The organism is Pseudomonas sp. F01002 (assembly GCF_004402115.1).
Classification (GTDB): domain Bacteria; phylum Pseudomonadota; class Gammaproteobacteria; order Pseudomonadales; family Pseudomonadaceae; genus Aquipseudomonas; species Aquipseudomonas frigoris.
The window spans coordinates 1-24,441 of sequence record NZ_SOPU01000037.1 but is presented as its reverse complement, the minus strand read 5'-3'; the positions used below and the strand labels follow the sequence as shown (position 1 = coordinate 24,441).

Annotated in this window: 22 protein-coding genes; 11 read left to right on the top strand and 11 right to left on the bottom strand. The window is 60.9% G+C overall.

The window, feature by feature from the left end; all coding sequences use genetic code 11:
* Nucleotides 1–338: 338 nt before the first annotated feature.
* Nucleotides 339–1,127 carry an alpha/beta hydrolase gene (locus tag E3W21_RS27980; RefSeq protein WP_134422834.1) on the top strand — a complete coding sequence of 263 codons (789 nt, stop codon included), beginning with the start codon at nucleotides 339–341 and terminating at the stop codon, nucleotides 1,125–1,127.
* A 237-nt stretch (nucleotides 1,128–1,364) separates the two neighbouring features.
* Here E3W21_RS27980 and E3W21_RS27975 read toward each other — a convergent pair whose 3' ends face one another.
* Nucleotides 1,365–2,696 (bottom strand): PLP-dependent aminotransferase family protein, encoded by a 1,332-nt coding sequence (locus E3W21_RS27975; RefSeq protein ID WP_134422832.1) that lies wholly within the window; start codon nucleotides 2,694–2,696, stop codon nucleotides 1,365–1,367.
* A gap of 83 nt (nucleotides 2,697–2,779) precedes the next feature.
* On the opposite strand from E3W21_RS27975, the gene E3W21_RS27970 reads away from it, so the two are divergent.
* Complete coding sequence (locus E3W21_RS27970; protein WP_134422830.1) at nucleotides 2,780–3,670, top strand: DMT family transporter; 891 nt, start codon at nucleotides 2,780–2,782, stop codon at nucleotides 3,668–3,670.
* Here the strand turns inward: E3W21_RS27970 and E3W21_RS27965 are convergent.
* Nucleotides 3,618–4,025, bottom strand: a complete 408-nt coding sequence (locus tag E3W21_RS27965; RefSeq protein WP_129445019.1) for a hypothetical protein — start codon at nucleotides 4,023–4,025, stop codon at nucleotides 3,618–3,620. The two genes, E3W21_RS27970 and E3W21_RS27965, sit on opposite strands and share 53 nt — an antisense overlap.
* A gap of 173 nt (nucleotides 4,026–4,198) precedes the next feature.
* Between E3W21_RS27965 and E3W21_RS27960 the strand changes: the two genes are divergently transcribed.
* On the top strand, nucleotides 4,199–5,059 hold the full coding sequence (locus E3W21_RS27960) for a CAP domain-containing protein (RefSeq protein ID WP_134422828.1): 861 nt from the start codon (nucleotides 4,199–4,201) through the stop codon (nucleotides 5,057–5,059).
* A 16-nt stretch (nucleotides 5,060–5,075) separates the two neighbouring features.
* On the opposite strand, the gene E3W21_RS27955 is transcribed toward E3W21_RS27960, so the two are convergent.
* The 5 genes from E3W21_RS27955 to galB form a co-directional block, all read right to left on the bottom strand.
* Nucleotides 5,076–5,705, bottom strand: a complete 630-nt coding sequence (locus E3W21_RS27955; protein ID WP_134422826.1) for a PQQ-binding-like beta-propeller repeat protein — start codon at nucleotides 5,703–5,705, stop codon at nucleotides 5,076–5,078.
* Nucleotides 5,706–5,741: 36 nt separating this feature from the next.
* On the bottom strand, nucleotides 5,742–6,962 hold the full coding sequence (locus E3W21_RS27950; RefSeq protein ID WP_134422824.1) for a helix-turn-helix domain-containing protein: 1,221 nt from the start codon (nucleotides 6,960–6,962) through the stop codon (nucleotides 5,742–5,744).
* A 128-nt stretch (nucleotides 6,963–7,090) separates the two neighbouring features.
* Entirely contained in the window at nucleotides 7,091–8,173 is a 1,083-nt protein-coding gene (locus E3W21_RS27945) for a 4-oxalomesaconate tautomerase (RefSeq protein WP_134422822.1), read from the bottom strand.
* 2 nt (nucleotides 8,174–8,175) lie between these two features.
* The gene (locus tag E3W21_RS27940) at nucleotides 8,176–8,892 is read right to left on the bottom strand and encodes a 4-carboxy-4-hydroxy-2-oxoadipate aldolase/oxaloacetate decarboxylase (protein ID WP_134422820.1); all 717 of its coding nucleotides are present in this window, start codon (nucleotides 8,890–8,892) and stop codon (nucleotides 8,176–8,178) included.
* Nucleotides 8,889–9,623: a 4-oxalmesaconate hydratase gene (galB, locus tag E3W21_RS27935; protein WP_134422818.1), complete on the bottom strand. Its 735-nt coding sequence runs from the start codon at nucleotides 9,621–9,623 to the stop codon at nucleotides 8,889–8,891. The genes E3W21_RS27940 and galB overlap by 4 nt, the downstream gene beginning before the upstream one ends.
* 157 nt (nucleotides 9,624–9,780) lie before the next feature.
* On the opposite strand from galB, the gene E3W21_RS27930 reads away from it, so the two are divergent.
* On the top strand, nucleotides 9,781–10,989 hold the full coding sequence (locus tag E3W21_RS27930) for a LysR family transcriptional regulator (protein ID WP_134422816.1): 1,209 nt from the start codon (nucleotides 9,781–9,783) through the stop codon (nucleotides 10,987–10,989).
* A 17-nt stretch (nucleotides 10,990–11,006) separates the two neighbouring features.
* Here the strand turns inward: E3W21_RS27930 and E3W21_RS27925 are convergent, their stop codons facing one another.
* The 4 genes from E3W21_RS27925 to E3W21_RS27910 form a co-directional block, all read right to left on the bottom strand.
* Entirely contained in the window at nucleotides 11,007–12,254 is a 1,248-nt protein-coding gene (locus E3W21_RS27925; protein WP_134422814.1) for an OprD family porin, read from the bottom strand.
* Between the two features lie 138 nt (nucleotides 12,255–12,392).
* Entirely contained in the window at nucleotides 12,393–13,655 is a 1,263-nt protein-coding gene (locus E3W21_RS27920; protein ID WP_134422812.1) for a gallate dioxygenase, read from the bottom strand.
* Between the two features lie 25 nt (nucleotides 13,656–13,680).
* Nucleotides 13,681–15,018, bottom strand: a complete 1,338-nt coding sequence (locus E3W21_RS27915; RefSeq protein ID WP_134422810.1) for an aromatic acid/H+ symport family MFS transporter — start codon at nucleotides 15,016–15,018, stop codon at nucleotides 13,681–13,683.
* Nucleotides 15,019–15,234: 216 nt separating this feature from the next.
* Complete coding sequence (locus E3W21_RS27910) at nucleotides 15,235–16,149, bottom strand: LysR substrate-binding domain-containing protein (protein WP_134422808.1); 915 nt, start codon at nucleotides 16,147–16,149, stop codon at nucleotides 15,235–15,237.
* A gap of 199 nt (nucleotides 16,150–16,348) precedes the next feature.
* Between E3W21_RS27910 and E3W21_RS27905 the strand changes: the two genes are divergently transcribed.
* The 7 genes from E3W21_RS27905 (at nucleotide 16,349) to dapF (ending at nucleotide 24,163) form a co-directional block, all read left to right on the top strand.
* Entirely contained in the window at nucleotides 16,349–17,641 is a 1,293-nt protein-coding gene (locus E3W21_RS27905; protein ID WP_256661682.1) for an MFS transporter, read from the top strand.
* A 30-nt stretch (nucleotides 17,642–17,671) separates the two neighbouring features.
* Nucleotides 17,672–18,898: a CaiB/BaiF CoA-transferase family protein gene (locus tag E3W21_RS27900; RefSeq protein ID WP_134422804.1), complete on the top strand. Its 1,227-nt coding sequence runs from the start codon at nucleotides 17,672–17,674 to the stop codon at nucleotides 18,896–18,898.
* Nucleotides 18,895–19,689 carry a methylmalonyl-CoA decarboxylase gene (gene scpB / locus E3W21_RS27895; protein WP_134422802.1) on the top strand — a complete coding sequence of 265 codons (795 nt, stop codon included), beginning with the start codon at nucleotides 18,895–18,897 and terminating at the stop codon, nucleotides 19,687–19,689. Before E3W21_RS27900 ends, scpB begins: the two co-directional genes overlap by 4 nt.
* Before the next feature lie 447 nt (nucleotides 19,690–20,136).
* A complete protein-coding gene (katG, locus tag E3W21_RS27890; RefSeq protein WP_134422800.1) occupies nucleotides 20,137–22,392 on the top strand; it encodes a catalase/peroxidase HPI in 2,256 nt (751 codons plus the stop codon).
* 152 nt (nucleotides 22,393–22,544) lie between these two features.
* Nucleotides 22,545–22,808: a hypothetical protein gene (locus E3W21_RS32180; RefSeq protein WP_305955716.1), complete on the top strand. Its 264-nt coding sequence runs from the start codon at nucleotides 22,545–22,547 to the stop codon at nucleotides 22,806–22,808.
* A 111-nt stretch (nucleotides 22,809–22,919) separates the two neighbouring features.
* Complete coding sequence (locus E3W21_RS32175; protein ID WP_305955715.1) at nucleotides 22,920–23,072, top strand: AbrB family transcriptional regulator; 153 nt, start codon at nucleotides 22,920–22,922, stop codon at nucleotides 23,070–23,072.
* A 272-nt stretch (nucleotides 23,073–23,344) separates the two neighbouring features.
* Entirely contained in the window at nucleotides 23,345–24,163 is an 819-nt protein-coding gene (gene dapF, locus E3W21_RS27880; RefSeq protein ID WP_134422798.1) for a diaminopimelate epimerase, read from the top strand.
* The last annotated feature ends 278 nt before the right edge of the window (nucleotides 24,164–24,441 follow it).

Below are 24,441 nucleotides of genomic sequence, written 5' to 3'. Positions count from 1 at the left end.
CTTCTCGCGCCGGACGCACGAGGCTCGCCACGTCAGCATAGCTACCGGCGACACAAGCACCGTAATCTCCAACAGCACCAGCACGCAGAAATGGAAGGCGAACGCCTAATGCCAGTCAGTTAAGGCGCAGAATCTGTGGGAGCGAGCTTGCTCGCGATGGCGGTCTTACATTCAACACATACGTTGTCTGCCAGTCCGCTATCGCGAGCAAGCTCGCTCCAACAAGGATAGTGGTGCTCAAATCCTTAGCTGAAGCGCCCCTCCCGGTGCGTCGCGCTATCGGTCTACTACACTCTGACAGCGATCAAGCGAGAGCCGTCTTCAGGCCAGAGCCGTCAATGCCGCCCACTAAAGTTAGCCGAATGCCACGAATCCTGGTGTCAATCGTCGTCATCATCGCCGTTGTGTATCTGGCGCTCTGTGCTGCGCTGTTCATCTTCCAGCGCGCCCTCATCTACTTCCCGCAACCCAGCGCTGTCGGCACCTCGGCAACGCTGCTCACGCTGACAGTCGACGACGCGCAGGTGCTGGTCTCCGTCCGACCGCACGAGGGGCCCAATGCATTGATCTATTTCGGTGGCAATGCCGAGGATGTCTCCCGGAGCCTGCCTTCGTTTTCCAAAGCCTTTGCCGATCACGCCCTCTACTTGCTGCACTACAGAGGCTACGGTGGCAGTTCCGGATCGCCCTCCGAGGAGATGATTTCGCGCGACGCCATGACCTTGTTTGACTTGGTCTACGCCACCCATCCACACATTACGGTGGTCGGTCGCAGCCTGGGCTCGGGCGTCGCCGTGCGCCTCGCCAGCCAACGCCCGGCGGCGCGTCTGGTGCTGATCACGCCCTATAACAGTGTTTTAGAACTCGCCGCCCGGCAGTTCCCCATCTTCCCGGTGAAATGGTTGCTCAAGGACACCTTTGAATCCTGGAAGTACGCCGCCCACATCACGGTGCCAACGCTCCTGATCGCGGCTGAACACGACGAAGTGATACCGCGTTCCAGCACCGAGCGCCTCTTTACGCATTTTGCCAACGGGGTGGCGTCGCTGAAGGTCATATCGGGTACGGGGCACAATTCAATATCCGAGAGCCCCGAGTATCTCAAGGTGTTGGGGGGTGGTTTGTAAGTGGCGGTGCCCGCCGCGCCGATACCGGTGTTCGACTAGCGCCGCAGCGGCACTCCGCGCGAAGACAAATGTTTCTGCAAGGTGGGCGCCTTGCGACTTAGGGCAGCAATCGGAACGCCGTGCGAAGTTCCTCGGTAAAAAGCTGCGGCTGTTCCCAGGCCGCGAAGTGGCCGCCCTTTTCGGTGCGCCCGGGCCGTTTCGCGGTCCATTCCCGGCAGGCTGATGGGCGACTTCGAACTATGAATAAGCACCAATCACCCACTTCACTTTTTCAAGCGCCTCACGCAGTGCGCCCATCTCTGCCGACCCCAGTGCCAAGCGAATCGCATGCGGTACATGAGCAGACGTGGCGAAAGGCTCGGCGGTTGAAACCGCCACTTTTTCACGCAGCAACGCCGCGGCGATCTGGTCTGCCCTCGCATCTTCAGACAACGGCAGCCAAAGAAAATAGGACGACGGGTGGCGAATGCACGGAAGGCCCGCCAGCACTTCCGCGGCCATGGTCTGTCTGGCTTGCGCATCCTGGCGTTTTTCAGCTTCCAGTTGCATGACGGTGCCATCGTCGAGCCACGTGCTCGCGATCGCCGTCAGCACGCCCGGGGTATTCCAGGTGGTCGCCCTGATCGTTCGCTCCAGCGCGGGCACTTTTTCGGTCGGGGCTGCGACGAAGCCTACGCGCAGTCCCGTGGCCACGCTTTTGGAGAGTCCTGTAACGTACACGGTCCGCTCGGGGGCGAGTTGCGCTATCGGTGCCGGCGGGTTCTCGGCAAGGAAGGCATAGGCGGCGTCCTCGATGATGAGCAAGTCATGCCTGCGCGCAATCGTGACCAGCGACTCGCGCTGATCGGCACTCATCACCCATCCCAGTGGATTGTGCAGCGTCGGCATCGTGTACACCGCCCGCACGCGGCGACTCCGGCACAGACTATCCAGCGCCTTCAGATCAGGTCCCTGTTCGGTCACGGGAATGGGCACGATTTCAAGGTGCAAGGCTTCGGCCAGCACGATGAATCCTGAATAGGTCAGCGCATCCGCTGCAATCACATCACCGGGTTGCAGCAGCGCCATCATCGTCACGGCCAGCCCATGCTGGGCGCCACTGACCATTAACACTTGCTCGGCATCCACCGTCAGCCCTCGGGCGAGTAAGTGGCGTGCAACAGAAGCACGCTCATGCAGACGCCCGGCGTGTGGCTGGTAGCGCAACAAGGATTCCAGATCTCCGCCCGAGGCGAGCTGGCGCAGTGCATTTCGCAAGAGCTCTGCCTGCCCTGGCAGCGAGGGATAGTTGAAGTTGAGGTCGGTCATGCCCACAGCGACGTTTTTCTGGTCGATACCCAAGCCCGGCGGCAACGACGTCTCCCGCACGAACGTGCCTCGCCCCGTCTCGCCGCTGACCAGGCCCATGGCCTCGAGCTCTGCATAGACCCGACTGGCGGTCACCAGCGCCAGCCCTTCTGTTGCCGCCAGCTGGCGGTGTGTCGGCAAGCGCGTGCCCGGCAACAATCGGCCTGACCGGATGTCAGCCGCAAAAGCATCCACTAATGACTTGTACCGTGAACGAGGCATGTCGAGATGTATCCATGACAATTTTTTGATTGTAGTGATAGTCGATCATACGATGGATCTCTGCAAATTGAGAGTGCCCTCATATGGAACGGACCCTGCAAAACCCAATAACGGAAAAGACCGCGAGCGGATGGCTCAACGGATTTATCGGCGTACTGATTTTCAGCGGCTCGCTGCCGGCCACACGGTTGGCCGTGCTGGAATTCGACCCGGTTTTCCTGACCGTTGCCCGAGCGGCGATTGCCGGGCTTCTGGCGCTTTGCATGCTGGTGCTGTTTAAAGAAAAACGTCCCGCCAAACGTCAGCTTTTGCCCTTGGCGATCGTGGCAATGGGCGTTGTAGTAGGATTTCCGCTGCTGACGGCGCTGGCGCTTCAGTACGTGACGTCGGCGCATTCCATCGTCTTCGTTGGCTTGTTGCCACTCGCCACTGCGGTGTTCGGCGTATTGCGCGGAGGGGAACGTCCGCGACCGGTGTTCTGGTTCTTCTCGGTGCTGGGCAGCGCGTTGGTCGTGGGATTTGCCGTCTCGCAAGGCCTGACCGCTTCGCCGACAGGCGACATTCTCATGCTGCTGGCCATCCTCGCCTGCGGGCTGGGTTATGCAGAAGGCGCAAAGCTTTCAAGAACACTGGGAGGCTGGCAGGTCATCTCTTGGGCATTGGTGCTGTCGCTGCCCGTCATGGTCCCGCTGACCTGGTTTATGGCCCCTGCTTCGTTCTCGGGAATTACCCCATCCGCGTGGTTCAGCCTGGCTTACGTATCGCTCTTCAGCATGCTGATCGGTTTCGTATTCTGGTACCGCGGGTTGGCCCAAGGGGGGATTGCTGCCGTCGGCCAGCTGCAACTGCTGCAGCCGTTTTTTGGTTTGGCGCTGGCGGCCACCCTGCTTCACGAGCACGTCAGCATCGGCATGCTGGGGGTTACCGTCGCGGTGATCCTTTGCGTGGCCGGGGCGCGAAAGTTTTCGAAGTAAGCGAGCGCGACAAGCGTTGCTGCCAGTTTCCGCCATTGGCGCGCTGGCAGGCTTCTTCAGAATCGAACTGCACATGGGCCGATATTGGGCTGACGAGAACGTCCGCTTCGTTTAACGCATTGGCGGTCAACTCGACCATGCGCTCGCCCTGCCCACTGGCCAGCGCCTGATCCTTGTTGGCCTGCGTATCGAAGACCCAGATGACCCGCAGACTGGAGGGAAACAGGTCGTAATCGATCTCGTGGGTCAGCCAGCAGAACCCGAGGATGTCCACTTTGGCCGTCTCACACGCCTCGGTCAGGGTGGCAATCAGGCGACGCTCGATGTGCGCCTGATCGCGTTTGCTTAACGGCATGGGTGGATCCTTGTGACGGGTAAAAAGAAGCCATCATACGATACCTCCCTGTCCTCTTTGGCGGACGCACTGACCCCACCGCAAATATGTCTCTTTCGCCCGTGAACCTTGTGTTGAAGCGCCAGTCATAGCCGAGCCGTGAATTCCACTTGCCCGCTCAGAGCTATTCATCCATGCGCCAAACCCGCCTGTCCGTTCGCGTTGCCTCGCTCTGTTTAATTCCTCTGTTTTCCCTGTTCGCCAACCCCGCCCATGCCGGTGCCGAAAGGCAGTTGGTGGAAGCCATCAACGACTACCGCGCTCACCCCGATCGCTGCTCGGGGCGCGCGGGTCGGGCGTTATCGCCGCTGGCGTTGAAGTCGAACCTGGCCTTGCCGATCGGCTACGGCGGCGGTTTGCGCGATCGATTGAAAGCGTCCGGCTATCAGGCGGTGACCGTGCGCACGATTCGTGTGGTCGGTGCGCAGGATGCCGATGAGGCCTTCGACATGCTCCAGAGTGATTACTGCGGGGCGCTGCTCGATACCCAATACGCCGACATTGGCGTCAGTCGCGCCCGAAGTGAGTGGCAGGTGGTGCTGGCGCAGCCCGTGCTGGACAGTCGCGTGGGTGATTCGCGAGCCGTCAGCAAAGCGTTGCTGGCACAGGTCAATGCGGCACGCTCAAAGCCGCGGCTCTGCGGTCGTCAGCGCTTCGCCGCCGCACGACCATTGGCCTGGAACGCCGCCTTGGGCGCTGCGGCGCAAGGCCACACCAAGGCGATGGCCTACGGCAACTACTTCGCCCACCAGGACCCCGACGGTGATATGCCCGCGGACCGGGCGAGAGCCGCTGGTTTCCGTGGCCGGCAGATCGGCGAGAACATCGCTGCCGGCCAGGGCTCACCGAGCAAGGCCATGTCGGGCTGGCTGGCCAGCCCCGGGCATTGCGCCAACCTGATGAACCCGATGTTTACCCAGATGGGTGCAGCCTATGCGGCGGACGCGCGCAGTGATGAGGGGGTTTACTGGACGATGTTGTTTGGGGCGCCTTGAGTGATTGAGCGGCGCCTCATCTGGGGCGCCGCACCGCCCTCACCTTTCCGCTGCCACCGCCGCCGCAGAAAAACTGATCGCCGCCATCCGATTCAAGCCCCGACACCCCGACGCCGGCAGGCAGCTTCACGCTCTCCAGCACCTCGCCGGTGGTCGAATCGATATGGCGTAGCTCACTCTCGTCTTCTTCCCAGGTGCCATGCCACAGTTGACGCTCGACCCAGGTCACCCCGGTGACAAAGCGGTTGGATTCAAGAGTGCGCAGAATCGCGCCGGTCTCGGGATCGATCTGATGGATCTTGCGATCCCGATACTCACCGACCCACAGCGTCCCTTCCGCCCACGTCAGCCCTGAGTCACTGCCGCCAGGTGCCGGGATAGTCGCGAGTACACTACCGGTCTGCGGGTCAATTTTCTGGATGCGATCCTCGGCGATCTGGAACAGGTGCTGGCCGTCGAAGGCGGTGCCGGCATGGGCGGCGACATCGATTGAACGCAGTGTCTTGCCACTTTCAGGGTCCAGGGCGTTGAGTTTGTCGCCGGTGGCAAACCACACGTGCTGGCCGTCCCAGGTGACGCCATGCACCTTGTCGACACCGGCAAAGGGTCCATATTCACGGAGGATTTGGGCTGCTGACTGTTTCATGTTGGCATTCCTCGTTACGGGTGGGTGGCGTTCATCCTAGTCACCCGGCAACGGAACCGGGAGTAACAAGGTCGTCGCGAAACCCGGCACCGGCGGGGTCATCCAGCGACGTGCCCGGCCGCGACCGAACGACTGCACCTTGCCCGCGCGGGCCAGTTCCTCGAGTGCCCGTTGCACCGTCCGCTGGCTGGCACCGAGGGCCAGTGCCAGGGCCGAGCTCGACCACGACTCACCGTCGACGAGGAAAGCGAACACCTCCGCGTGCTTCTCTTCGACGTGTTGCGCCAGCACCACAACGTCAGAGGCAACCAGCGAAACCAGCGCAAAACCACGTTGGGTTGCAGTGACGCCAGCCAAGGGTTTCAGCGCCGCGCGCAGTCGTCCGATTTCGACTCTCAACCGTGCGCGAAGGGACTCATCGGCGTGCTTCAAACGAAAGGCCCGGGTAATCAGCGTTTCCCTCGACACGTCGGCCGGCCACGCTTCGGCCAGTGCTCGTGCGAGGGCAAACAAGACCGGGCGTGTGGCGAGGGAAACCGACATGCCGGCACCACGCACGACGTAGCGACAGGCGTCCACGACCATCGACGTGGACGCGAGTAACGCTTCAACCTCCTCCAGCAACAACGGCCGTTCTTCGCCATAGGCAATCAAACGCGCGACGGGCGTGTCCAGGACAAGGGCAGCGTTTTCCACCTCGGCCGTCAGCGCAGGAATATCGGCGTCGCGCGCGGCGTGCTCGGCCCTTGTGAGTGCAGACCGCGCCTTGTTCGTCTCGAGTCGTCGCATCGCGATCCCGGCCACGACCAGTTCGTGGGCGGCGCGCAATGCCGGCGGCAATGGCGGGGGGTCCAGCTCGGCGAGCAGCACGTCGGCCTCTGCGAGATGCCCGATCAGCAGCAAACGCCGTATCTGCAGATACCGCGCATGAGCGGCGTTCACTCGATCGCCGTGCGTCTCAAGCGTCACCCGCGCCGACTCGAGTGCCTTCACCGGCCAGCCCAGTTCCCGGGAGGCCAGCGCGATCTCGGCCTCAGCGACCACACAGCGCGCCCGAGCCAAGGCCTCCTTCGGACCGAAGGCCCTTGCGGCCCTCTGCACCAGCGCCTTGGCTCGCACCAGATCGCCGAGTTGCGCCATAGCAATACCGCGCAACGCCAGCGCCGGCGCATCGTCGCGCAACGCAACCCGGTTCAGCGCGCCGAGCGGATCACCCGCCGCCAGCGCCTGCGCTGCGGCCGTGATCAGCGAGTCCATCTAAGTTCCGCCACAGCTGTCACTCCCACCGTCGGATGTCCGCTGTTGAGTCTATCTCACGATGACCCATCACGAAGGCTCCCCTTGTAGCAGCCGGACGCAGCCTTCGGCAGCTGCTACAGATCGCGTTAAGGATTAGTGGACCAGAGGCTGTCGGGGATGCACACGACACCCTCGAACAGCAGCCGCGCGGTGCGCATCAACCCGCAACCCGCCAGTTGCCCGTCGCGCAGGCGCAGCTCCACGGTGAACTCTCCCGTCGGGTGCTCGACCGACAGTCGCTTCACTTCACCCGCATCGACACAGGCCAGACCTGCCGCCACACTGCCCTTGATCAAGCAGGCAGCCGCGACACTGACCGCCCCGAACACGCCGATGCTGGTGTGGCAACGATGAGGAATGAAGGTGCGGGTGCTCAGCGCCCCGCCCGCTTGGGCTGGCGCAACCAGGCACATTTTCGGCACGTTACGCTGGCGTACATCGGCCAGATGCATTTGTGTTCCGGCCTGCAAGCGGATCGATTCGATTCGGTCTTTCAGCTCAGTGTCGGTATCCAGTTGTTCAGGGCTCTCATAGCCGCTGCAACCCAAATCTTCAGCGCGGATCAGCACCACCGGCATGCCGTTATCGATGCAGGTGACGTCGACACCGTCGAACACATCGACAACGTTGCCGGTTGGCAGCAGCGCTCCACAACTGGAGCCGGCGACATCCTCGAACTCGACGATCAACGGCGCGGCGTAGCCCGGTACCCCATCGATCCGGGCCCCGCCTGAATAGCTAACGAAACCATTGGGTGTGGGCACATGGGCCACTGCCATTTGCCCGGTGTTCTCCATGAAGATCCGCACCGGGGTGATGGCGCCGGTGACCTTCACCAGCCCACGTTCGATGGCGAACGGCCCCACGCCGGCGAGGATGTTGCCGCAGTTCTGGCCGTAATCGACACGAGGTTCCTCGACCAGCACTTGCGCGAACAGGTAATCGACATCGGCCTCAGCGCGGGTGGAAGGTTTGACGATCGCCACCTTGCTGGTCAGCGAGTCGCCGCCACCGATGCCATCGATCTGACGCCCGTCCGGCGACCCCATCACCGCCAGCAACACACGGTCGCGCAGCGCCGGTTGCTCAGGCAGGTCGCTGGCCAGGAAGTACGCCCCTTTCGACGTCCCCCCGCGCATCAGCAGGCAGGGAATGCGTGTCTGTCCCATGTTCAGTCTCCGAGTTCGTCGAGACTGTCGACGTATCGCAAACCCTTTTCGGCCAGACGCGAACGCATGTTGTAGATGTCGAGCCCCAACTCACCCTTGGCCAGGCGCAGGGCTTTCTGCTCTTCCAGATCCGCGCGGGCGCGGCTGGCTTCGACAACTTGCGCGACTTCGTCGCGACGCACGATGACCACACCGTCGTCATCGGCGACGACGACATCGCCCGGAAGCACCAACTGACTGGCGCAAACGATGGGAAGGTTGACCGAGCCCAGTGTCTCTTTGATCGTGCCCTGGGCACTGATGGCGCGGGACCAGACCGGGAAGCCCATTTCCCGCAGCGTATGGGTGTCCCGCACGCCAGCATCGATCACCAGCGCGCGCACACCGTGCGCCTTGAGCGAGGTCGCCAACAGATCACCGAAGTAGCCATCGGTACACGGCGAGCTCGGGGCAACCACCAGAATATCGCCCGGGCGACATTGCTCGACGGCCACATGGAACATCCAGTTATCGCCGGGGGCTACCAGCACCGTGACCGCCGAACCACTGATCACGGTCCCCTGCTGAATCGGCGTGATCGACGACGTCAGCAGGCCTTTGCGCCCCTGCGCTTCATGAATGGTGGCGACACCGTAGCGACTCAGCTCATCGACTAGCGCAGCCTCGGCCCTGTCAATGTTGCGGACCACGATGCCGGTTTTTCCGATCAGTTCGCTCATGCCAGATTCTCCGTCACGCGCGGGAAGATGCTTTGGTAGCCCTCGGCATAAACGATGTTACGGCCGGAGGTGATGCCGACGTTGCGCTTGGCTTGCACGCCGCGTTGCAGGGCGACGCGGGTGTAGTACTCCCAGAGATGTTCCTGGCCGGCCATGCACTGGATGGCGGCGTACTTCTTGTCCCAGACCTCGGTGATGTCCAGCAGCACATCCGGGCGCCATTCGCACTGCTCGGGCTGGTGCGGTTCGAAGCTGTACACCGGCGGTGCGCCAACGATCTTCTCGCCCGGTTTGTAGCCTTCGGCCTGGGCGATGATGCGCGCCTCTTGCGTCAGGTTCATCGCCAGTGGGTGATCGTAGTTGTAGGGATCTTTCAGCGAGTGGCTGAGGACGAATTCCGGCTGGACCTTGCGAAACACATCGGCCAGGCGAAACAGCGTTTCTTTATCGGCGCGCATCGGGTAGTCGCCGATGTCGAAGAACTCGACGCTGGCGCCCAGAATATCGGCGGCGGCCTGGGCTTCCTCGCGGCGCGCGGCTTTGACTTTCTCTTCGCTCATGTCGCCCTTGCGCCACAGCTTGGCGGACTCGCCGCGCTCGCCGAAGGACAGACAGACGATGTGCACGGCGTATCCCTGCTGCGTATGCAGCGCGATGGCACCGCCCGCACGCCAGACGAAATCGGCAGAGTGTGCGCTGACGACCAGCGCGTTTTTCGGTGACTCGATCATTGCGGGTGCTCCTCCTGCGTTTCGAAAGAGCATCGCACCCGCACACACCACCGGAGTAATGCGTTCGAGTGTTCGAGGTATGCGTTTTTTTTATTGCCACCCCATCAGGGCAAAGGCATAGTCCGGCTCAAACGCGGACCTTCAGAGCATGAGCCCCATGGAACCCAGTGAACTTCCCAGCCTGATGCACGTGCGGGCCTTCGTCCGGGTGGCCGATCATGGGAGCGTTTCCAAAGCCTCTGTCGCCCTGTTTCGCGCTCAGTCGGTGGTGACCCGGTCGATTTCCGAACTGGAGGCCCGGCTTGACGTGCCCTTGTTCGAACGGCACGCCAACGGTATGCGATTGACCGACTTTGGCGAGCGACTGTTGCCCCGGGCACGGCGCGTGCTGGCAGAACTGGACACCGTGCCGAAGCTGTTGGGTGGTGGGGAAAAACAGGCGGTCGAGCCGCTTTATCTATTCCAGGCCCGGCGCCTGCAAGTGTTCGTCAAACTCTGTGAAACCCATCACATGCAGACCGTGGCCAGTCTCCTCGGGCTGAGCCAACCCGCCGTCAGCTCGACCCTCAAGGTGCTGGAAAGTGGCTGTGGTCAGACGCTGTTTGAACGTACGCCTCGCGGGTTGCAGCCGACCCGTGCCAGCCATGAAATCCTGTTCCCGATCCGCCGGGCGCTGAACGAATTGCGCCACATCGAGACTGACATCACCGCCATCCGCGGCGCCCTGCAAGGCGTGGTGCAGGTCGGCGCCCTGCCCCTGGGCCGCACGCGGATATTGCCCGAAGCCATCGTGCGCCTGATGGCCGAGCATCCGGGTATCCAGGTGATCACCAACGAGAGCCCTTTCGATCTGCTCGCGACCGAATTGCGCGCCGGCGATGTGGATTTCATTTTCGGCGCGTTGCGCTCGGCGGCCTATGCCAGCGATCTCGTCGGCGAGTCACTGCTCACGGAAGAAATGGTGGTACTGGCACGACGTGGTCACCCGCTTTACGCGAAAACCGACCTGCACGACGAACTCAGCGGTGCCCAATGGGTGCTGCCCCGCGCCGGTTCCCCGGCCCGTCAAATGCTCGATGAGTGTTTCTCCGGGTTCGGCATCGCGGCGCCGCGGCCGGTGGTGGAAAGCGGTGACATGGCGATCATTCGCGGCCTGTTGCTGCGCTCGGACATGCTCGCGGCGGTGTCCGCTCACCAGCTCGAACAGGAGATTGCCTCCGGCGAGCTGTGCATCCTGCCGCTGGTACTGAAACAGACCACCCGGGCCATCGGCCTGACCTACCGCAACGGCTGCCTGCACTCACCGGTGGCTCAAGCCCTGATGGACATGATTCGTCGGGTGATCCGTGAGCAATCCGCTATGTAGCAGCTGGCGTTATGGCTTTAGAGCAAGCGCAATGGATAGCTGACGATCAAGCGGTTTTCGTCGAACTCGTTGGTGCTGTAATCGCGGCGGATGCTGGAGTTACGCAGGCGCATGTTGAGGCTCTTGAAGGTGCCGCTCTGCACCGTGTAAGCCAGCTCCGATTCACGGCCCCATTCCTTGCCATCGCTGACCGCCCCGACGTGCACGTTGTCACCGCTGATATAGCGGTTCATCAGGGTCAGGCCAGGCACACCGAGGGCGACGAAGTTGTAGTCATGACGCAGCTGCCAGGATTTCTCCCGGGCGTTGTCGTAGCTGTTGTTGTAGCTGTCGTTGGCCAGGGTGCCGCCGCTGGTGCCGTTGACCCGCATCCACGCATTATCGCCGCTGAGTTTCTGCAAGCCGACGTAGAACGTGTTGCCGCCATAACGGGCCGACAGCAGCGCCGAGAAGGTTCGGTTGTCCAGGTCGCCGGCGCGGGCGCTGCCGTCCTCGCGGCCCCAGAAGTAGCCCAGATTCGCGCCGAGGGTCCAGGCGCCGAGCGGCTGACTGTGGACCAGTTGCAGATACTGCTGCTGGTAAATGTCTTTGAGCTCAGCATTCCACACACCGATCATCGTGCGTTTTTCGTTGAAACTGTATTCCCCGCCGACGAAGTTGAAACGATCAGAGGTGAACGCCGTTTTGCCCTGCATGAACATGTCTTCCATGCTCGAGTCGTTGCGCGGGCTGTTCTGGCGGAACTGACCGCCGTACAGCGTCAGGCCATCGATATCTTGCGAGGTGATTTGCCCGCCCTGAAAAGTTTGCGGCAGTGAACGGCCATCGTCGGAACGCAGGATCGGCAGCACAGGCATCCATTCACCGACCTTCAATTCGGTTTTCCCTACTTTCATTTTCCCGGCCACCGCCAATCGGCCGAAGTCGTCGGCAGGACGCCCGTCGCCGTCGATCGGCAACAGTTGCGTACCGCCCGTGCCTTTGCCGCCGTCGAGCTTCACCGAGTACAGCCCCAACGCATCCACCCCGAAGCCAACCGGGCCTTGAGTGAAACCGGACCTGATGTCGAGGATGAAGCTCTGGGTCCACTCCTCGGCCTTGCCCTGTGGGTAGGCCGGGTTGGTGAAATTGCGGTTGATGTAGAAGTTGCGCAGGTTCAGGTTCGCGCTGGCATCGTCCAGAAAACCTGCGGCCGAGCCCTCCACAGGAAGCGCGCAAACGACGGCCAGCGTAAAGAGGATTCGAGGATTAACGGTGATTTTCATTGTTATTGTTTTCCGATTTTTGGGTAAAGAAATGCCCTGCGCCCGGAAGTGCCGGGCACAGTGAGGTCAATCAAATTCGTTGCGATGGCGGCTCAGAATGAGCCGCCCAAGACTGTTGGAGCGTTGAGCCCCGAATGATCAGCGATGGGCTTTGCCCGCCACCGAGTACAGCACCTGCTGATTTCTGGTTTTCATGAACTCCTCCAGACTTTGCCCGCGCATCGCCGCGTAGACCTGCAGATTGGGAATCCCTAGGACCGCAGCGAGTTTTTCCAGGACGAAGAAGATCGCTCCGTAATGAATCAACCCACGCCAGTCGCGACGTCGCAGCAGATCGCGTTCCTCGTCGCTCAGCCCGCCTTCATCGAACAGCGCTTCGGGCGCCTCGAGAAAGCGCTGACGCCACTTGGGTTCGATCATGCGGTGCAGAAATTTGTTGAGGCGATACCCCTTGGCGCTGCGTTCCAGCGTGAACGGATACGTCCCCTCGAGTTTCTCGATGCCGGCCAACTGGTGCTGCATATGCTGCAAGTGCCGTGCGTTGACCTCGGCAGGAACGGGCCGGTCCTGATTCTCCAACAGCAAGGTTGCAATGCCGGTCATCGACGGCAGGTAGTAGTCCTGATGCAGGTTTTTCACCGTGGCCGACAACGCGCCGCGCATGATCAGCCAGGTGATCACCTCCGAACCTTCCAGGCCGCCGAGGGTGGCGTACTCGGCCAAGGTCATTTCGGTCAGGCGCACCGGGTCGTTGACCAGCAAATCAATGAACTGCTCATCCCACTGCGGGTTGTTGAAACCGCACCGCTCGCCATGCACCTGATGGGACACGCCACCGGTGGCGACGATGGCCACCTTCAGGTCTTCGGGGTAGCTTTCAATCGCCCGGCGCAAGGCCAGCCCCAATTTGTAGCAACGCAACGCGCTAGGCACCGGGAATTGCAGCACGCCGACTTGAAGCGGCACGATCTCCACCGGCCAGTCAGGTGTGCAAGGCAACAGCGCCGACATCGGCGAGAAGAAGCCGTGATCCAGCGGCTTGTCACGGAAGAAGCTCATGTCGAATTCGTCGGCCATCAGGCTTTCGCCGATGTGCCGCGACAGCGCCGCATGCCCGCCGATCGAAGGCAGCGAGCGTGGATTGCCGCCCTCGTCGGCGACCTCGTAACGCTCGTCGACCCCAAGGGAAAACGCGCCGTAGTGGTCGAAGAAAAACGACGTCACATGGTCATTGAAGATGTAGAACAACACATCCGGTTGCTGCTCCTTCAACCAGACCTTGATCGGTTCGAAGCCTTCGAAAATCGGCGCCCAGGCCGCCTCATTCTGTTTATCGTGATCGACCGCGAAGCCGATCGTGGGAGTGTGAGATACAGCGAGGCCACCGATGATGCGTGCCATGACGAGTTCCTTTGTTCGAAAAAGATTATTGTGTCAGCAATGTCTGACTGACCCGGCGCCGCGCATGACCGTTGGCCAGGATCGCCAGTGCCGCGATGAAGGCCGGCAAGCCCAACATAGCGAAGAGCAACGGCAGCTCCAGCCCGAGGCTGAGCACCGCACCGCCGATGAGAGAACCAAAGATAGCCCCGAAGCGGCCGATGCCGAGCATCCAGCTCACACCGGTGGCGCGGAAATCGGTCGGGTAGTAACCGGGCGCAAACGCGTTGAGACCGGTCTGCGCACCGCTCATGCAGAAACCCGCGGCAATCACGCCAAAGGCCAATAGGCTCGACTCCAGGCTGAAGGCCCCCAGCAGCAGAATAAACGCGCCGCCCAGGGCATAAGAGGTGGCAATGACCGTGTTCGGATTACGCCGGTCCATGGCCCAGCCGACCACGATCGCGCCGACGGTGCCGCCGATCTGGAACAGGCCGGTGATGGTGGCCGCCCGTTCGATGGACAAACCGCCTTCGCGCAACAACGTCGGCATCCAGCCCATGGTCAGGTAGATCACCAGCAGGCCCATGAAGTAGGTCAACCAGAGCGCGAGGGTGCCGAACCGATAGGACTCGGTGAACAGCATGCTCAACGGCGCTTTTTGCTGAGTCTGGGGTTCCGTCATGATGAATTTCGTGGCGGCCGTGAAGGTCCCGCCCAACTTGTTCAGCACCTTGGCGATCTGGCTGGCCGGCGCATTGCGAGCCGCCAGAAATCGTGCCGACTCGGGCAACAGCAGCCAGAGGAATGGCAGCAGCACCAGCGGCAGAATCCCTCCGGCGAGCAGCACCGATTGCCAGCCGTGACTCGGAATCAGCCAGGCAGCGAGCAAACCGCCCATCCCCGAGCCCATGTTGAATCCGGTGAACATAATGGTGATGAACAGCGAACGATTGCGCTCAGGCAAATACTCGGACAGCAGCGTGGTGGTGTTGGGCAGCGCGGCGCCCAGCGCCACGCCAGTCAACAAGCGCAAGGCCGCCAGTTCATAAGGATTGCGGGCAAACGCACACGCCAGGCTCAGTACGCTGAAACCGGTCACGGCAAACAGCAGAACCTTCTTGCGACCCAAGCGGTCGGCGTACGGGCCAGCCGTCAAGGCACCGATGGCCAGACCGACCATGCCGGCGCTCATCACCGGTCCAAACGCCGCTTTGGAAAGCCCCCACTCCTGAATCAGCGAAGGGGCAATAAACCCCATGACCGCGACGTCGAAGCCATCGAACAGAACAATGAAGAAACACAGGCTCATGATGAGCCACTGGTATCGGGCAACCGGCCGGTTGTCGATCCACGCTTTGATATCGACCGTTTCGTTACTCATGCTTTCACCTTCTTATTTTTGTAGAAATTCCGACATGCTTGGGAAGGGTTGCTGGCCATAAGGCCGCCCGACATTCGAATGTTGGGCGTGACTCTAAAGCCGCAGGTGCCTGCCCCGCCTCTGGGAAATCCTTAAGCGGGTATCGGTTTTTCTTATCGGGTGAATTAGAACGGTTGCTCCCTCGTCAAACAATCCGCAGCGCAATCGGGCTCGTCACTACGCAGCCGCCCACCCCGACTGCCGGCCAAATTCCTCGAACAGTTCAAAAATGGTCGCTTTGACCTTTTGCACCGCGTTGCTCTCGACGACCGTGTCATGCCAGCACAGCGAAAGATCACGGGTAAACAGTCGATGATCGATCCTGGCCAGTTTGAGCCTGTGTTGCTCAAGTTCAACATGGGCGGCCGCCCACGGCAGGATTGTCACGCCCAGTTTGGCCAGGACAGCCGAGAACAGCAGGTCCGTGGAGTTGGCCTCGAACTCAACCTCACAGTGCAGGCCAGCCTCCTGGAAGGCCGACTCGACCCGGCTGCGAATCGTGTTCGGCGCACAGGGCAGCACCAGCGGCATCTTCGCCAACGCCTCGATCGACACCGGTCCATCCGGTAATGAAAACTCGGGCCACGCCACCAGGTACAGCGTTTCGGTGAACAGCCGCTGCATGGCCATGCCACGGGTTTCGACCGCATCGACATTCACCGCCAGCGCCACCCGCCCCACCGTGATCAGGCGCCCCAGGTCGGCGCTCGGTGCATCGATCAACTCCAGTTTGATACCCGGATAGCGACTGCGAATCGTGCGTGCGAGCGGAATCGCCAACATGCGGGCGGTACTAGACGGCATGCCCACCGACACTTTGCCCTGCGGGAATTCGGCGTCCTGACGCAGCAGTTCCTGGGTGCCGTCGGCCTGGCGCAGCAGTTCGATGGCATGCCGATACAACGTCTGCCCGGCCGCGGTCGGCACGACACCCTGCACGCTGCGCTCGAGCAGTTGCATGTCCATGTCCAGTTCCAGATTACGCATCTGCTGGCTGATCGCGGGCTGCGCGATATGCAGCGCTTCGCTGGCCCGAGTGATGTTGCCGCACTCGACGACTTTGATGAAATACCGCAACTGGCGCAGGTCCATGCATCCCTCCAAAGCCATATAACTTTCCGATGGAAGCAGAGGAATATCATATTTGAAGCTTATGAGATACGACGCCTAGACTCGTCTCACAACAAACGAAGCGCCAACGGCCGTCACCGGCAAGCAGCGCTTCTATAGGCCTGATCAAGGTCAATGGGAGATCTTAATGTCTAGAGCATTAACAGCATCAGCAACGGGCGTGAAGCCCATCAAAACGCCCCTGACCCGCGAGCAGATTCGTGGCTTCTGGACGGTCTACGTAGGATGGGTTCTGGATGGGGTGGATTCGGTGATCTTCGCCCTGGTTCTGATTCCTGCCCTGACCGAGCTGCTGCCCGCCTCGGGCATTGAGCCCACCGCCACCAACATCGCCATGTATGGGTCGATCACGTTCGGGCTGTTTCTGATCGGCTGGGGGATGTCGTTCATCTGGGGACCGCTCGCCGACCGCTTTGGCCGGGTGAAGATGCTGGCCGCCAGCATCCTGGTCTACTCGCTGTTTACCGGTGCGGCGGCGTTCTCGGAGAACATCTGGCAGCTCGCGGCGTTCCGACTGATCGCCGGGATCGGCGTCGGCGGCGAGTGGGCACTCGCCGGCACCTATGTGGCCGAAAGCTGGCCGGAAGACCGGCGCAAGATGGGCGCGGGTTATCTGCAAACCGGCTATTACTTTGGCTTCTTCATTGCCGCGCTGCTGAACTACACCGTTGGCGCCACCTATGGCTGGCGCGTGATGTTTCTCTGCGGCCTGTTCCCGGCGTTCATTGCGATCTATACCGCGCTGAAAGTGAAAGAGCCTGGCCAGGTGCGCAACGCTGCGCTCAACCTCAAAACCCCCGAGTTGAAGCCTGCAACCCTCGCGTCGTGGTGGGAAATCTTTGCCCCGGCCTTTCGGCGCCGCACGCTGACCAGCTCTTTATTGGTCGGGGTCGCCATCGTTGGTTTGTGGGCCGGCTCGGTGTACGAAGCGACGGCCGTCGTCACGCTGGCCACCCAGGCGGGTATCGATCAAGTCGGCGCGGTGCACCTCGCCTCCATCGGTGCGGCGGTGCTGTCGCTCAGCACGATTCTGGGTTGCCTCGTGGCGCCCTGGCTGGCCGAACGACTGGGTCGACGGGTTGCGCTGGGGATCTATTTCGCCGGCATGGCGGCATCGATCATCGTCGCGTTCGGCTGGGTGTTCTACATGGACGATGGCCTTCATCTGTTCATGGTGTCGCTGGTATTCCTCGGCTTCTTCGGCGGCAACTTCGCGATTTTCTCGCTCTGGCTGCCCGAGCAGTATCCGACCCGCATCCGCGCCACGGCCTTCGCCTTCAATGCCTCGGTCGGCCGCTTTATCGGCGCGGGCGTCAACTTCCTGCTGGCCGCTGCGATTCACTGGTACGGCTCGCTCGGCGCGCCCATCGCCTGGACGGCCGCGGCCTTTGTGGTCGGCATTCTGATCCTGCCGTTTGCCGTCGAAACCCGTGATCAAACCTTGCCGCAATAACGCGCACCTGAACATTCATTGGAGAACCCTATGCAAGCGTTGCAAGGCGTGAAGATTGTTGATCTGAGTCGCGCACTGTCGGGGCCTTTCTGCACCATGGTGCTGGCGGACCTCGGTGCCGATGTGATCAAGGTCGAGCCCGGCCCGACCGGCGACATGAGCCGCACCTGGGGCCCGTTCGACCGGGGCGTAAGCACTTACTACCTGTCGTGCAACCGCAACAAGCGCGGCCTGTGCATCGACTTCCGCAATCCCCAGGGATTGGCCACGATCCAGCGCCTGATCGATGACGCCGACGTCGTCATCGAGAACTTCAAACCCGGCACCCTCGACAGCATGGGCCTGGGCTATGACGTGCTCAGCGCCCGCAATCCGCGACTGATCATGGGCAGCATCAACGCCTTTGGCACGGACGGGCCGATGAGCAGTTGGCCGGGTTTCGACCAGATTGCCCAGGGTTATTCGGGACTGATGAGCCTGACCGGTTTCGTCGATGGCGACCCGACGCGTACCGGCACCGCCATCGGCGATTTGACCTCGGGCATGTGGCTGGTGACGGCGGTATTGGCGGCCCTGCTGGAACGCTCGACGACCGGGCAAGGCCAGCACGTCAGCACGTCGTTGCTGGCCAGCCTGGTCGGGCTGTTGAGTGTGCACGGTCAGCGCTATCTCAGCTTGGGTGATGTGCCGCGTCGTACCGGCAATGCGCATTCGGTGATTGCGCCTTACGGTGTGTTCCAGACGCTGGACGGCCCGCTCAATCTGGCGCCGATCACCTCGGCCATGTGGGGGCGTTTGTGCGTGCTGCTCGATTTGCCTGAGTTGCCGGATGACCCGCGATTTGCCACCAACGAAGCACGAGTCGAACGGCGTGACGAGTTGCGGGAGATTCTGGAAAGCCGCTTGAGAACCCGCAGCAAACTCGAATGGACCACGCTGTTCGTCGAGGCAGGATTACCCGCCGGTCCGATCAACACGCTCGACGAAGTGTTCGACGACCCGCAAGTGCTGCACAGCCAACTGACCGAGACACTCACGCACCCGACACTGGGCGCATTGCGTCAGGTGGTGACACCGGTGTTTAGCGCTACTGACGGCGCCGCCAGCCGCCCGCCGCCGCTCCTGGGCGAACACACCATCGAAGTCCTGCGCGAAGTCGGTTTCGATGCCGCATCGATCAACGCACTGCTCGCCGCCAAGGTCGTGTTTCAGGACACCGACGATTCGCCCGCACAATCAACAGGAACCGCCCAATGAACCCGACCTCCTCCGCCACCGTGACCGTCAACATCGTCGATGAACGCATCGCGCGGGTGGTGTTCAGCAACGCCTCCCACCGCAACGCCCTCAGCGCGCAGTTGCTGGCATCCCTCGACGAAAGCCTCACCACCCTCGCCTCCCAACGCATCCCCGTGGTGATACTCGGCAGCGAAGTGGGCCAGCCGGTATGGAGCGCCGGCCACGACATACGCGAACTGCAACACGACCGCGACCCGATTGCCTACGGCAAACCCCTCGAACAGGTATTGCGCCGCATCCGCGCCTACCCCGGCGTGGTGATCGCCCTGATTTCCGGCTCGGTCTGGGGTGGAGCGGTCGACCTGGCCATGAGCTGCGACCTGGTCGTTGCCGACCACAGTGCAAGCTTCGCGATGACTCCGGCAAACATCGGCCTGCCCTACACCACCAGCGGGTTGTTGCGGTTCTTCAACAATTTACCGATCCACGTGCTGAAGGAAATGTTCTTCACGGCGCAGAAACTGGATGCCGAACGGGCTGAAAGGTTTGGTTTGGTGAACAGGCTGGTCGACAGCGATGCGCTGGAATCGACCGCGCTCGAATTGGCCCAAGGCATCGCCGCCAAAGCGCCGCTGGCCATTGCGGCGGTGAAGGAACAATTGCGCATTCTGGAAGACCTGCAACCAATGCCCGTGCAGGCGATGGAGCAGATTGCGGAACTGCGGCGACAGGCCTGCGAAAGCGCCGATTTCACTGAAGGGCTAACTGCCTTCGCAGAGCGCAGGCCGGCGATGTTTAGCGGTAAATAGCACACAGCTGTGAAAGCTTCTGTGTTTGTGATGGCCTCATCGCGAGCAAGCTCTACTCCTATAGGAGCGTGGTTGCCCGCGATGAGGCCCCAACGTTGCCGAGAAAAACTCCCTGATACCAGTAAAAGACTCTGCCTATCACGACCTAATACTCCCCCTATTAGCTGACTTCCCAACTGGGGTCTAACCTTACTCGAGCGCCGGCCCCCTAAGCTGGCCGGTCAAGAGCTGATAAGGAGATAGGAATGGGTCAGAAGCCTGACTAAACCTGCCGTAGGCCACCGTGCAGGCAACTCGATTGCCGCTGTTCAGAATTCCCGTGTGATCAAAACAATCAGTTGATCAAACTGCTGGCCCTGCAGCCTGTGTCATTGGTTTCGCTCGTTGCTATTTAACGCCCACGCTGGGCCGGATAGCCGGATGAATACGACCAAAGGTAGCTCACACATGGCAAACGAATCGAAATGCCCGTTCATTAGCGCCGCTGGCGGTGGCACGACAAACCGCGATTGGTGGCCGAACCAACTGAATCTGAAGATCCTCCATCAGCACTCGTCCCTGTCCGACCCCATGGACGAGGGCTTCAACTATGCCGAAGCATTCAAAAGCCTGGACTTTGAAGCGGTCAAAAGCGACCTGACTGCGTTGATGACCGACTCCCAGGACTGGTGGCCGGCGGACTTCGGTCACTACGGGCCACTCTTCATTCGTATGGCCTGGCACGCCGCCGGTACGTACCGCACCGGTGACGGTCGTGGTGGCGCCGGTTCCGGTCAGCAACGCTTCGCGCCGCTCAACAGTTGGCCGGACAACGTCAGCCTCGACAAGGCACGCCGGCTGCTCTGGCCGATCAAGCAAAAGTACGGTCGTAAAATTTCCTGGGCAGATCTGATCGTCCTTACCGGCAACGTCGCGCTGGAGTCCATGGGCTTCAAGACCTTTGGTTTTTCCGGTGGCCGTCCGGACGTTTGGGAACCGGATGAGGACGTCTACTGGGGCTCGGAAAACAAATGGCTGGGCGGCGACACCCGCTACGGCAAACACAAGGAACCCATGCAAGAGCCCGGCGAAGGACCACTCGTTGCTGAGCCGGGGGAAAATGAGGAGAGCCGCACCGACCAGGGGCGCTTCCTGGAAAACCCGCTCGCCGCCGTGCAAATGGGCCTGATCTACGTCAATCCGGAAGGCCCGGAAGGCAACCCCGACCCGGTCGCGGCCGGGAAGGACATTCGCGAAACCTTCGCGCGCATGGCAATGAATGACGAAGAAACCGTGGCACTGATCGCCGGCGGCCACGCCTTCGGCAAGACCCACGGCGCCGGACCTGCCGACAACGTCGGCGCCGAGCCCGAAGCCGCTGGCCTCGAAGCCCAAGGCTTTGGCTGGAAGAACAGCTTCGGCACCGGCAAGGGCCCTGACACCATCACCAGCGGCCTGGAAGTAACCTGGACCACCACGCCCACCCGGTGGAGCAACAACTATCTGGAAAACCTGTTCGGCTTCGAGTGGGAGCTGAGCAAAAGCCCGGCCGGTGCGAACCAGTGGATACCGAAAAACGGCGCCGGGGCCGGCATCATTCCGGATGCTCACGACCCTTCCAAGCGTCGTAATCCGACCATGCTGACCACCGACCTGTCGCTGCGATTCGACCCGATCTATGAACCGATTTCGCGGCGCTTCCTGGCCAATCCAGACCAGTTGGCCGACGCGTTCGCCCGCGCCTGGTTCAAGCTGATCCACCGCGACATGGGTCCCCTCTCCCGCTACCTTGGCCCGGAAATCCCGAGCGAAGAATTGCTGTGGCAAGACCCGATTCCAGCGGTCGACCATGCCCTGGTCAACGACAGTGACGTCGCCGCACTCAAGAGCAAACTCCTCGCCTCGGGCCTGACCGTCTCGCAGCTTGTATCAACGGCTTGGGCGGCGGCTTCGACCTTCCGCGGCTCCGACAAACGCGGCGGCGCCAACGGTGCGCGCCTGCGTCTGGCCCCGCAGAAGTTCTGGCAGGCCAACCAGCCTGAGCAATTGGCGAACGTGCTGGCGAAACTCGAGGGTATCCAGAGCGAATTCAACAACAGCGGCAAGAAGATCTCGCTGGCAGACCTGATCGTGCTGGCCGGTAACGCCGGCGTCGAACAGGCAGCGAAAAATGCCGGTCAAACCGTGACAGTGCCGTTCACACCAGGACGGATGGACGCCTCCCAAGAGCAGACTGACGTGGAGTCTTTCGGCTTCCTCGAACCCATCGCCGATGGTTTCCGCAACTACCTCAAAGGCAGATACAGCGTAGCGGCCGAGCAGCTGTTGATCGACAAGGCGCAACTGCTGAGCCTCACCGCGCCGGAAATGACCGCGCTCATTGGCGGCATGCGCGTGCTGAACACCAACGTCGGGCAAACCAGACACGGTGTGTTCACCCAGCAGCCGGAAGCGTTGACCAACGACTTCTTCAAAAACCTGCTGGATATGGGCGTGGAATGGAAACCGGTTTCGGACGCTAACGAGGAGTTTGAAGGGCGCGATCGCAAAACCGGCGAAGTGAAGTGGACAGGCACCCGTGTCGACCTTGTCTTCGGCTCAAATGCGCAGCTGCGTGCGTTGGCGGAAGTCTATGCAACCGCTGATGCGCAGGAGAAGTTCGTGAAAGACTTCGTCGCAGCCTGGGCCAAAGTGATGGACCTGGATCGCTTCGACGTTAAGTAACACGAGCGGTAGTGCTGAAACTGCAACGCCTCCCACTGTGGAGGCGTTGTGCTTTTTGTCACTTGACGCTTCACGCCGTCAGATGGGAAAACGTGCGTGGCCCGGATGCAAGCGTTGGGTTCAACAAGAATCAAGGAAGACTCATCAACACCATGAAAACCCTCCTGTGTTTGCTGATCGCCACCGGCGTCGGCACCGCGCTGCAATACGCCGGAATGCCCCATGGCCTGTTGCTGGGTTCGATACTCGCCACCACGTTGATCGCCAGCAATTTGCGTTTTTCCCCCACGCTGCCCTTCAGCCTTGGCTACGTGCAAATCGTGTTGGGGATCGCGACCGGTCTGATGTTCACCTCGTGGAACAGCCAAACGACGGCCGCCATGTTGCCCAGCCTGGCTTCATGCTGCTGGGCTTGATGGTCCAGAGCACCGTGGCCGGTTTGTGGCTGCTCAGAGTATCGGGATGGAACCCGAAGGACTCCGTGTTAGCCGTGTATCCGGGCGCACTCGCCGCCGTGTTCGATTTACATGCCTGGCGCCATCGAAACCATCGCCCTCGTCGCCTTTAGTGGCGGGCTGAACGTGGTGTTCATCCTGACCCATCACCTGGTTCGAATGGTCGTGCTGCACTTTGCGCCGGCGCTGGTCGTTCAGGCGCGGCGCTGGCGGGAGGATGTTTGATCGCAGAAAGGACTAAGCGGGAGAGATCGTGGCTAGGGCACCAATCAAAATGGTTAACACCAGAAATCCACCCAGGAAAATCGCCATCTTGCCCATTGGGCCTCCTACATTATGAGTTTGCGGTGCAGTGGCTAACGTGACTGTGGAGCGTGCCGTTATTGTGAGCCGGTGGCTGTGCGCGTTACAGATGCAGATAGCGCAGGAAAATACGGATCAGAACACCGAATTGGGGCTAAATCGCCTTTAAACGTCAATTCCGTCAGGATCTATTTATGCCGCTGAGCTTTCATAAAATGCACGCCAATGGCGATGACTTCGTTATTGTGGACTCGCGAAACGCGGCCAATCCAATGACAAGTACCCTGGCTCGGCGAATGGGTGATCGGAACCGAGGAGTCGGATTCAATCAACTCGCGGTGGTGCTCGATTGCGATGATGCAGATGCGCGTTTGATGTTTTGGAATGCAGATGGCTCCACGCTGGACGTTTGTGGCAGTGCAACGCGGGGTGCCGCGGATATGCTGATGCGCGAATCAAATACCACTTCGATAGCGCTCCGAACCAACCGTGGTCTACTCACTTGCGAACGAACCTCTACCGGCGCAATTGCCGTCAACATGGGGGAACCGCTCTTCAGCTGGTCAGATATTCCCCTGGCTCTGGAACTGGACACTGCTGCTTTGCCTCTTGCTGGTGACCCAACAGCTTGCAGCATGGGAAATCCTCACTGCACCTATTTTGTGGATGATCTAACAGCCCTTGATATAGCGACAATCGGCCCGACAATCGAAACCCATCCCCTATTCCCCCTCAGGACGAACGTGCATTTCGTCCAGATCATTAACCGAAAGCATATTCGGTTGCGCATTTGGGAGCGCTGGGGAGGTATTCCGCTCGGCTCAGGTTCCTGCTCTTGTGGCGCCGCTGTTAACGGAATTCGTCGTGGTTTGTTAGACCATTCCGTTGAGGTTGAATGTGACGGTGGAACCGTAACGGTTCAATGGGATGGCGTGGGACCTGTCTTTCTCATCGGACCGGTAGAGACAACTTTTTCGGGAACAATTACGGATAGCTCATTGCAAGCTTTATAGCGGCTATATCGTGATAAACGGAGGAGTTAATCATTCACGACAAGGCACGACATAGGGAACTTTATTTTTAAGTGCCTGGATTATTTAAAACCTCTGTCTACAAAAACGATTATTGAAGCTGCTCACTCTACTGACCACTCGTCGTAAATCTACGCCAACCTGTTATTTCTGACAGTAGCCAACCCTCCCGCTCCAGGCCTTAAATCACTCCATCGCCTTTCACCGACCGGAGTGCCGCCATGCTCGTCCAAGCCCTGAAAAACCTCAGCCCACTAGCC

Excerpts from the sequence above, each read along its gene's own strand:
- E3W21_RS27980 (WP_134422834.1), top strand. The coding sequence starts at position 339 with ATGCCGCCCACTAAAGTTAGCCGAATGCCACGAATCCTGGTGTCAATC.
- E3W21_RS27975 (WP_134422832.1), bottom strand. The coding sequence starts at position 2,696 with ATGCCTCGTTCACGGTACAAGTCATTAGTGGATGCTTTTGCGGCTGAC.
- E3W21_RS27970 (WP_134422830.1), top strand. The coding sequence starts at position 2,780 with ATGGAACGGACCCTGCAAAACCCAATAACGGAAAAGACCGCGAGCGGA.
- E3W21_RS27965 (WP_129445019.1), bottom strand. The coding sequence starts at position 4,025 with ATGCCGTTAAGCAAACGCGATCAGGCGCACATCGAGCGTCGCCTGATT.
- E3W21_RS27960 (WP_134422828.1), top strand. The coding sequence starts at position 4,199 with ATGCGCCAAACCCGCCTGTCCGTTCGCGTTGCCTCGCTCTGTTTAATT.
- E3W21_RS27955 (WP_134422826.1), bottom strand. The coding sequence starts at position 5,705 with ATGAAACAGTCAGCAGCCCAAATCCTCCGTGAATATGGACCCTTTGCC.
- E3W21_RS27950 (WP_134422824.1), bottom strand. The coding sequence starts at position 6,962 with ATGGACTCGCTGATCACGGCCGCAGCGCAGGCGCTGGCGGCGGGTGAT.
- E3W21_RS27945 (WP_134422822.1), bottom strand. The coding sequence starts at position 8,173 with ATGGGACAGACACGCATTCCCTGCCTGCTGATGCGCGGGGGGACGTCG.
- E3W21_RS27940 (WP_134422820.1), bottom strand. The coding sequence starts at position 8,892 with ATGAGCGAACTGATCGGAAAAACCGGCATCGTGGTCCGCAACATTGAC.
- galB (WP_134422818.1), bottom strand. The coding sequence starts at position 9,623 with ATGATCGAGTCACCGAAAAACGCGCTGGTCGTCAGCGCACACTCTGCC.
- E3W21_RS27930 (WP_134422816.1), top strand. The coding sequence starts at position 9,781 with ATGGAACCCAGTGAACTTCCCAGCCTGATGCACGTGCGGGCCTTCGTC.
- E3W21_RS27925 (WP_134422814.1), bottom strand. The coding sequence starts at position 12,254 with ATGAAAATCACCGTTAATCCTCGAATCCTCTTTACGCTGGCCGTCGTT.
- E3W21_RS27920 (WP_134422812.1), bottom strand. The coding sequence starts at position 13,655 with ATGGCACGCATCATCGGTGGCCTCGCTGTATCTCACACTCCCACGATC.
- E3W21_RS27915 (WP_134422810.1), bottom strand. The coding sequence starts at position 15,018 with ATGAGTAACGAAACGGTCGATATCAAAGCGTGGATCGACAACCGGCCG.
- E3W21_RS27910 (WP_134422808.1), bottom strand. The coding sequence starts at position 16,149 with ATGGACCTGCGCCAGTTGCGGTATTTCATCAAAGTCGTCGAGTGCGGC.
- E3W21_RS27900 (WP_134422804.1), top strand. The coding sequence starts at position 17,672 with ATGCAAGCGTTGCAAGGCGTGAAGATTGTTGATCTGAGTCGCGCACTG.
- scpB (WP_134422802.1), top strand. The coding sequence starts at position 18,895 with ATGAACCCGACCTCCTCCGCCACCGTGACCGTCAACATCGTCGATGAA.
- katG (WP_134422800.1), top strand. The coding sequence starts at position 20,137 with ATGGCAAACGAATCGAAATGCCCGTTCATTAGCGCCGCTGGCGGTGGC.
- E3W21_RS32180 (WP_305955716.1), top strand. The coding sequence starts at position 22,545 with ATGAAAACCCTCCTGTGTTTGCTGATCGCCACCGGCGTCGGCACCGCG.
- E3W21_RS32175 (WP_305955715.1), top strand. The coding sequence starts at position 22,920 with ATGCCTGGCGCCATCGAAACCATCGCCCTCGTCGCCTTTAGTGGCGGG.
- dapF (WP_134422798.1), top strand. The coding sequence starts at position 23,345 with ATGCCGCTGAGCTTTCATAAAATGCACGCCAATGGCGATGACTTCGTT.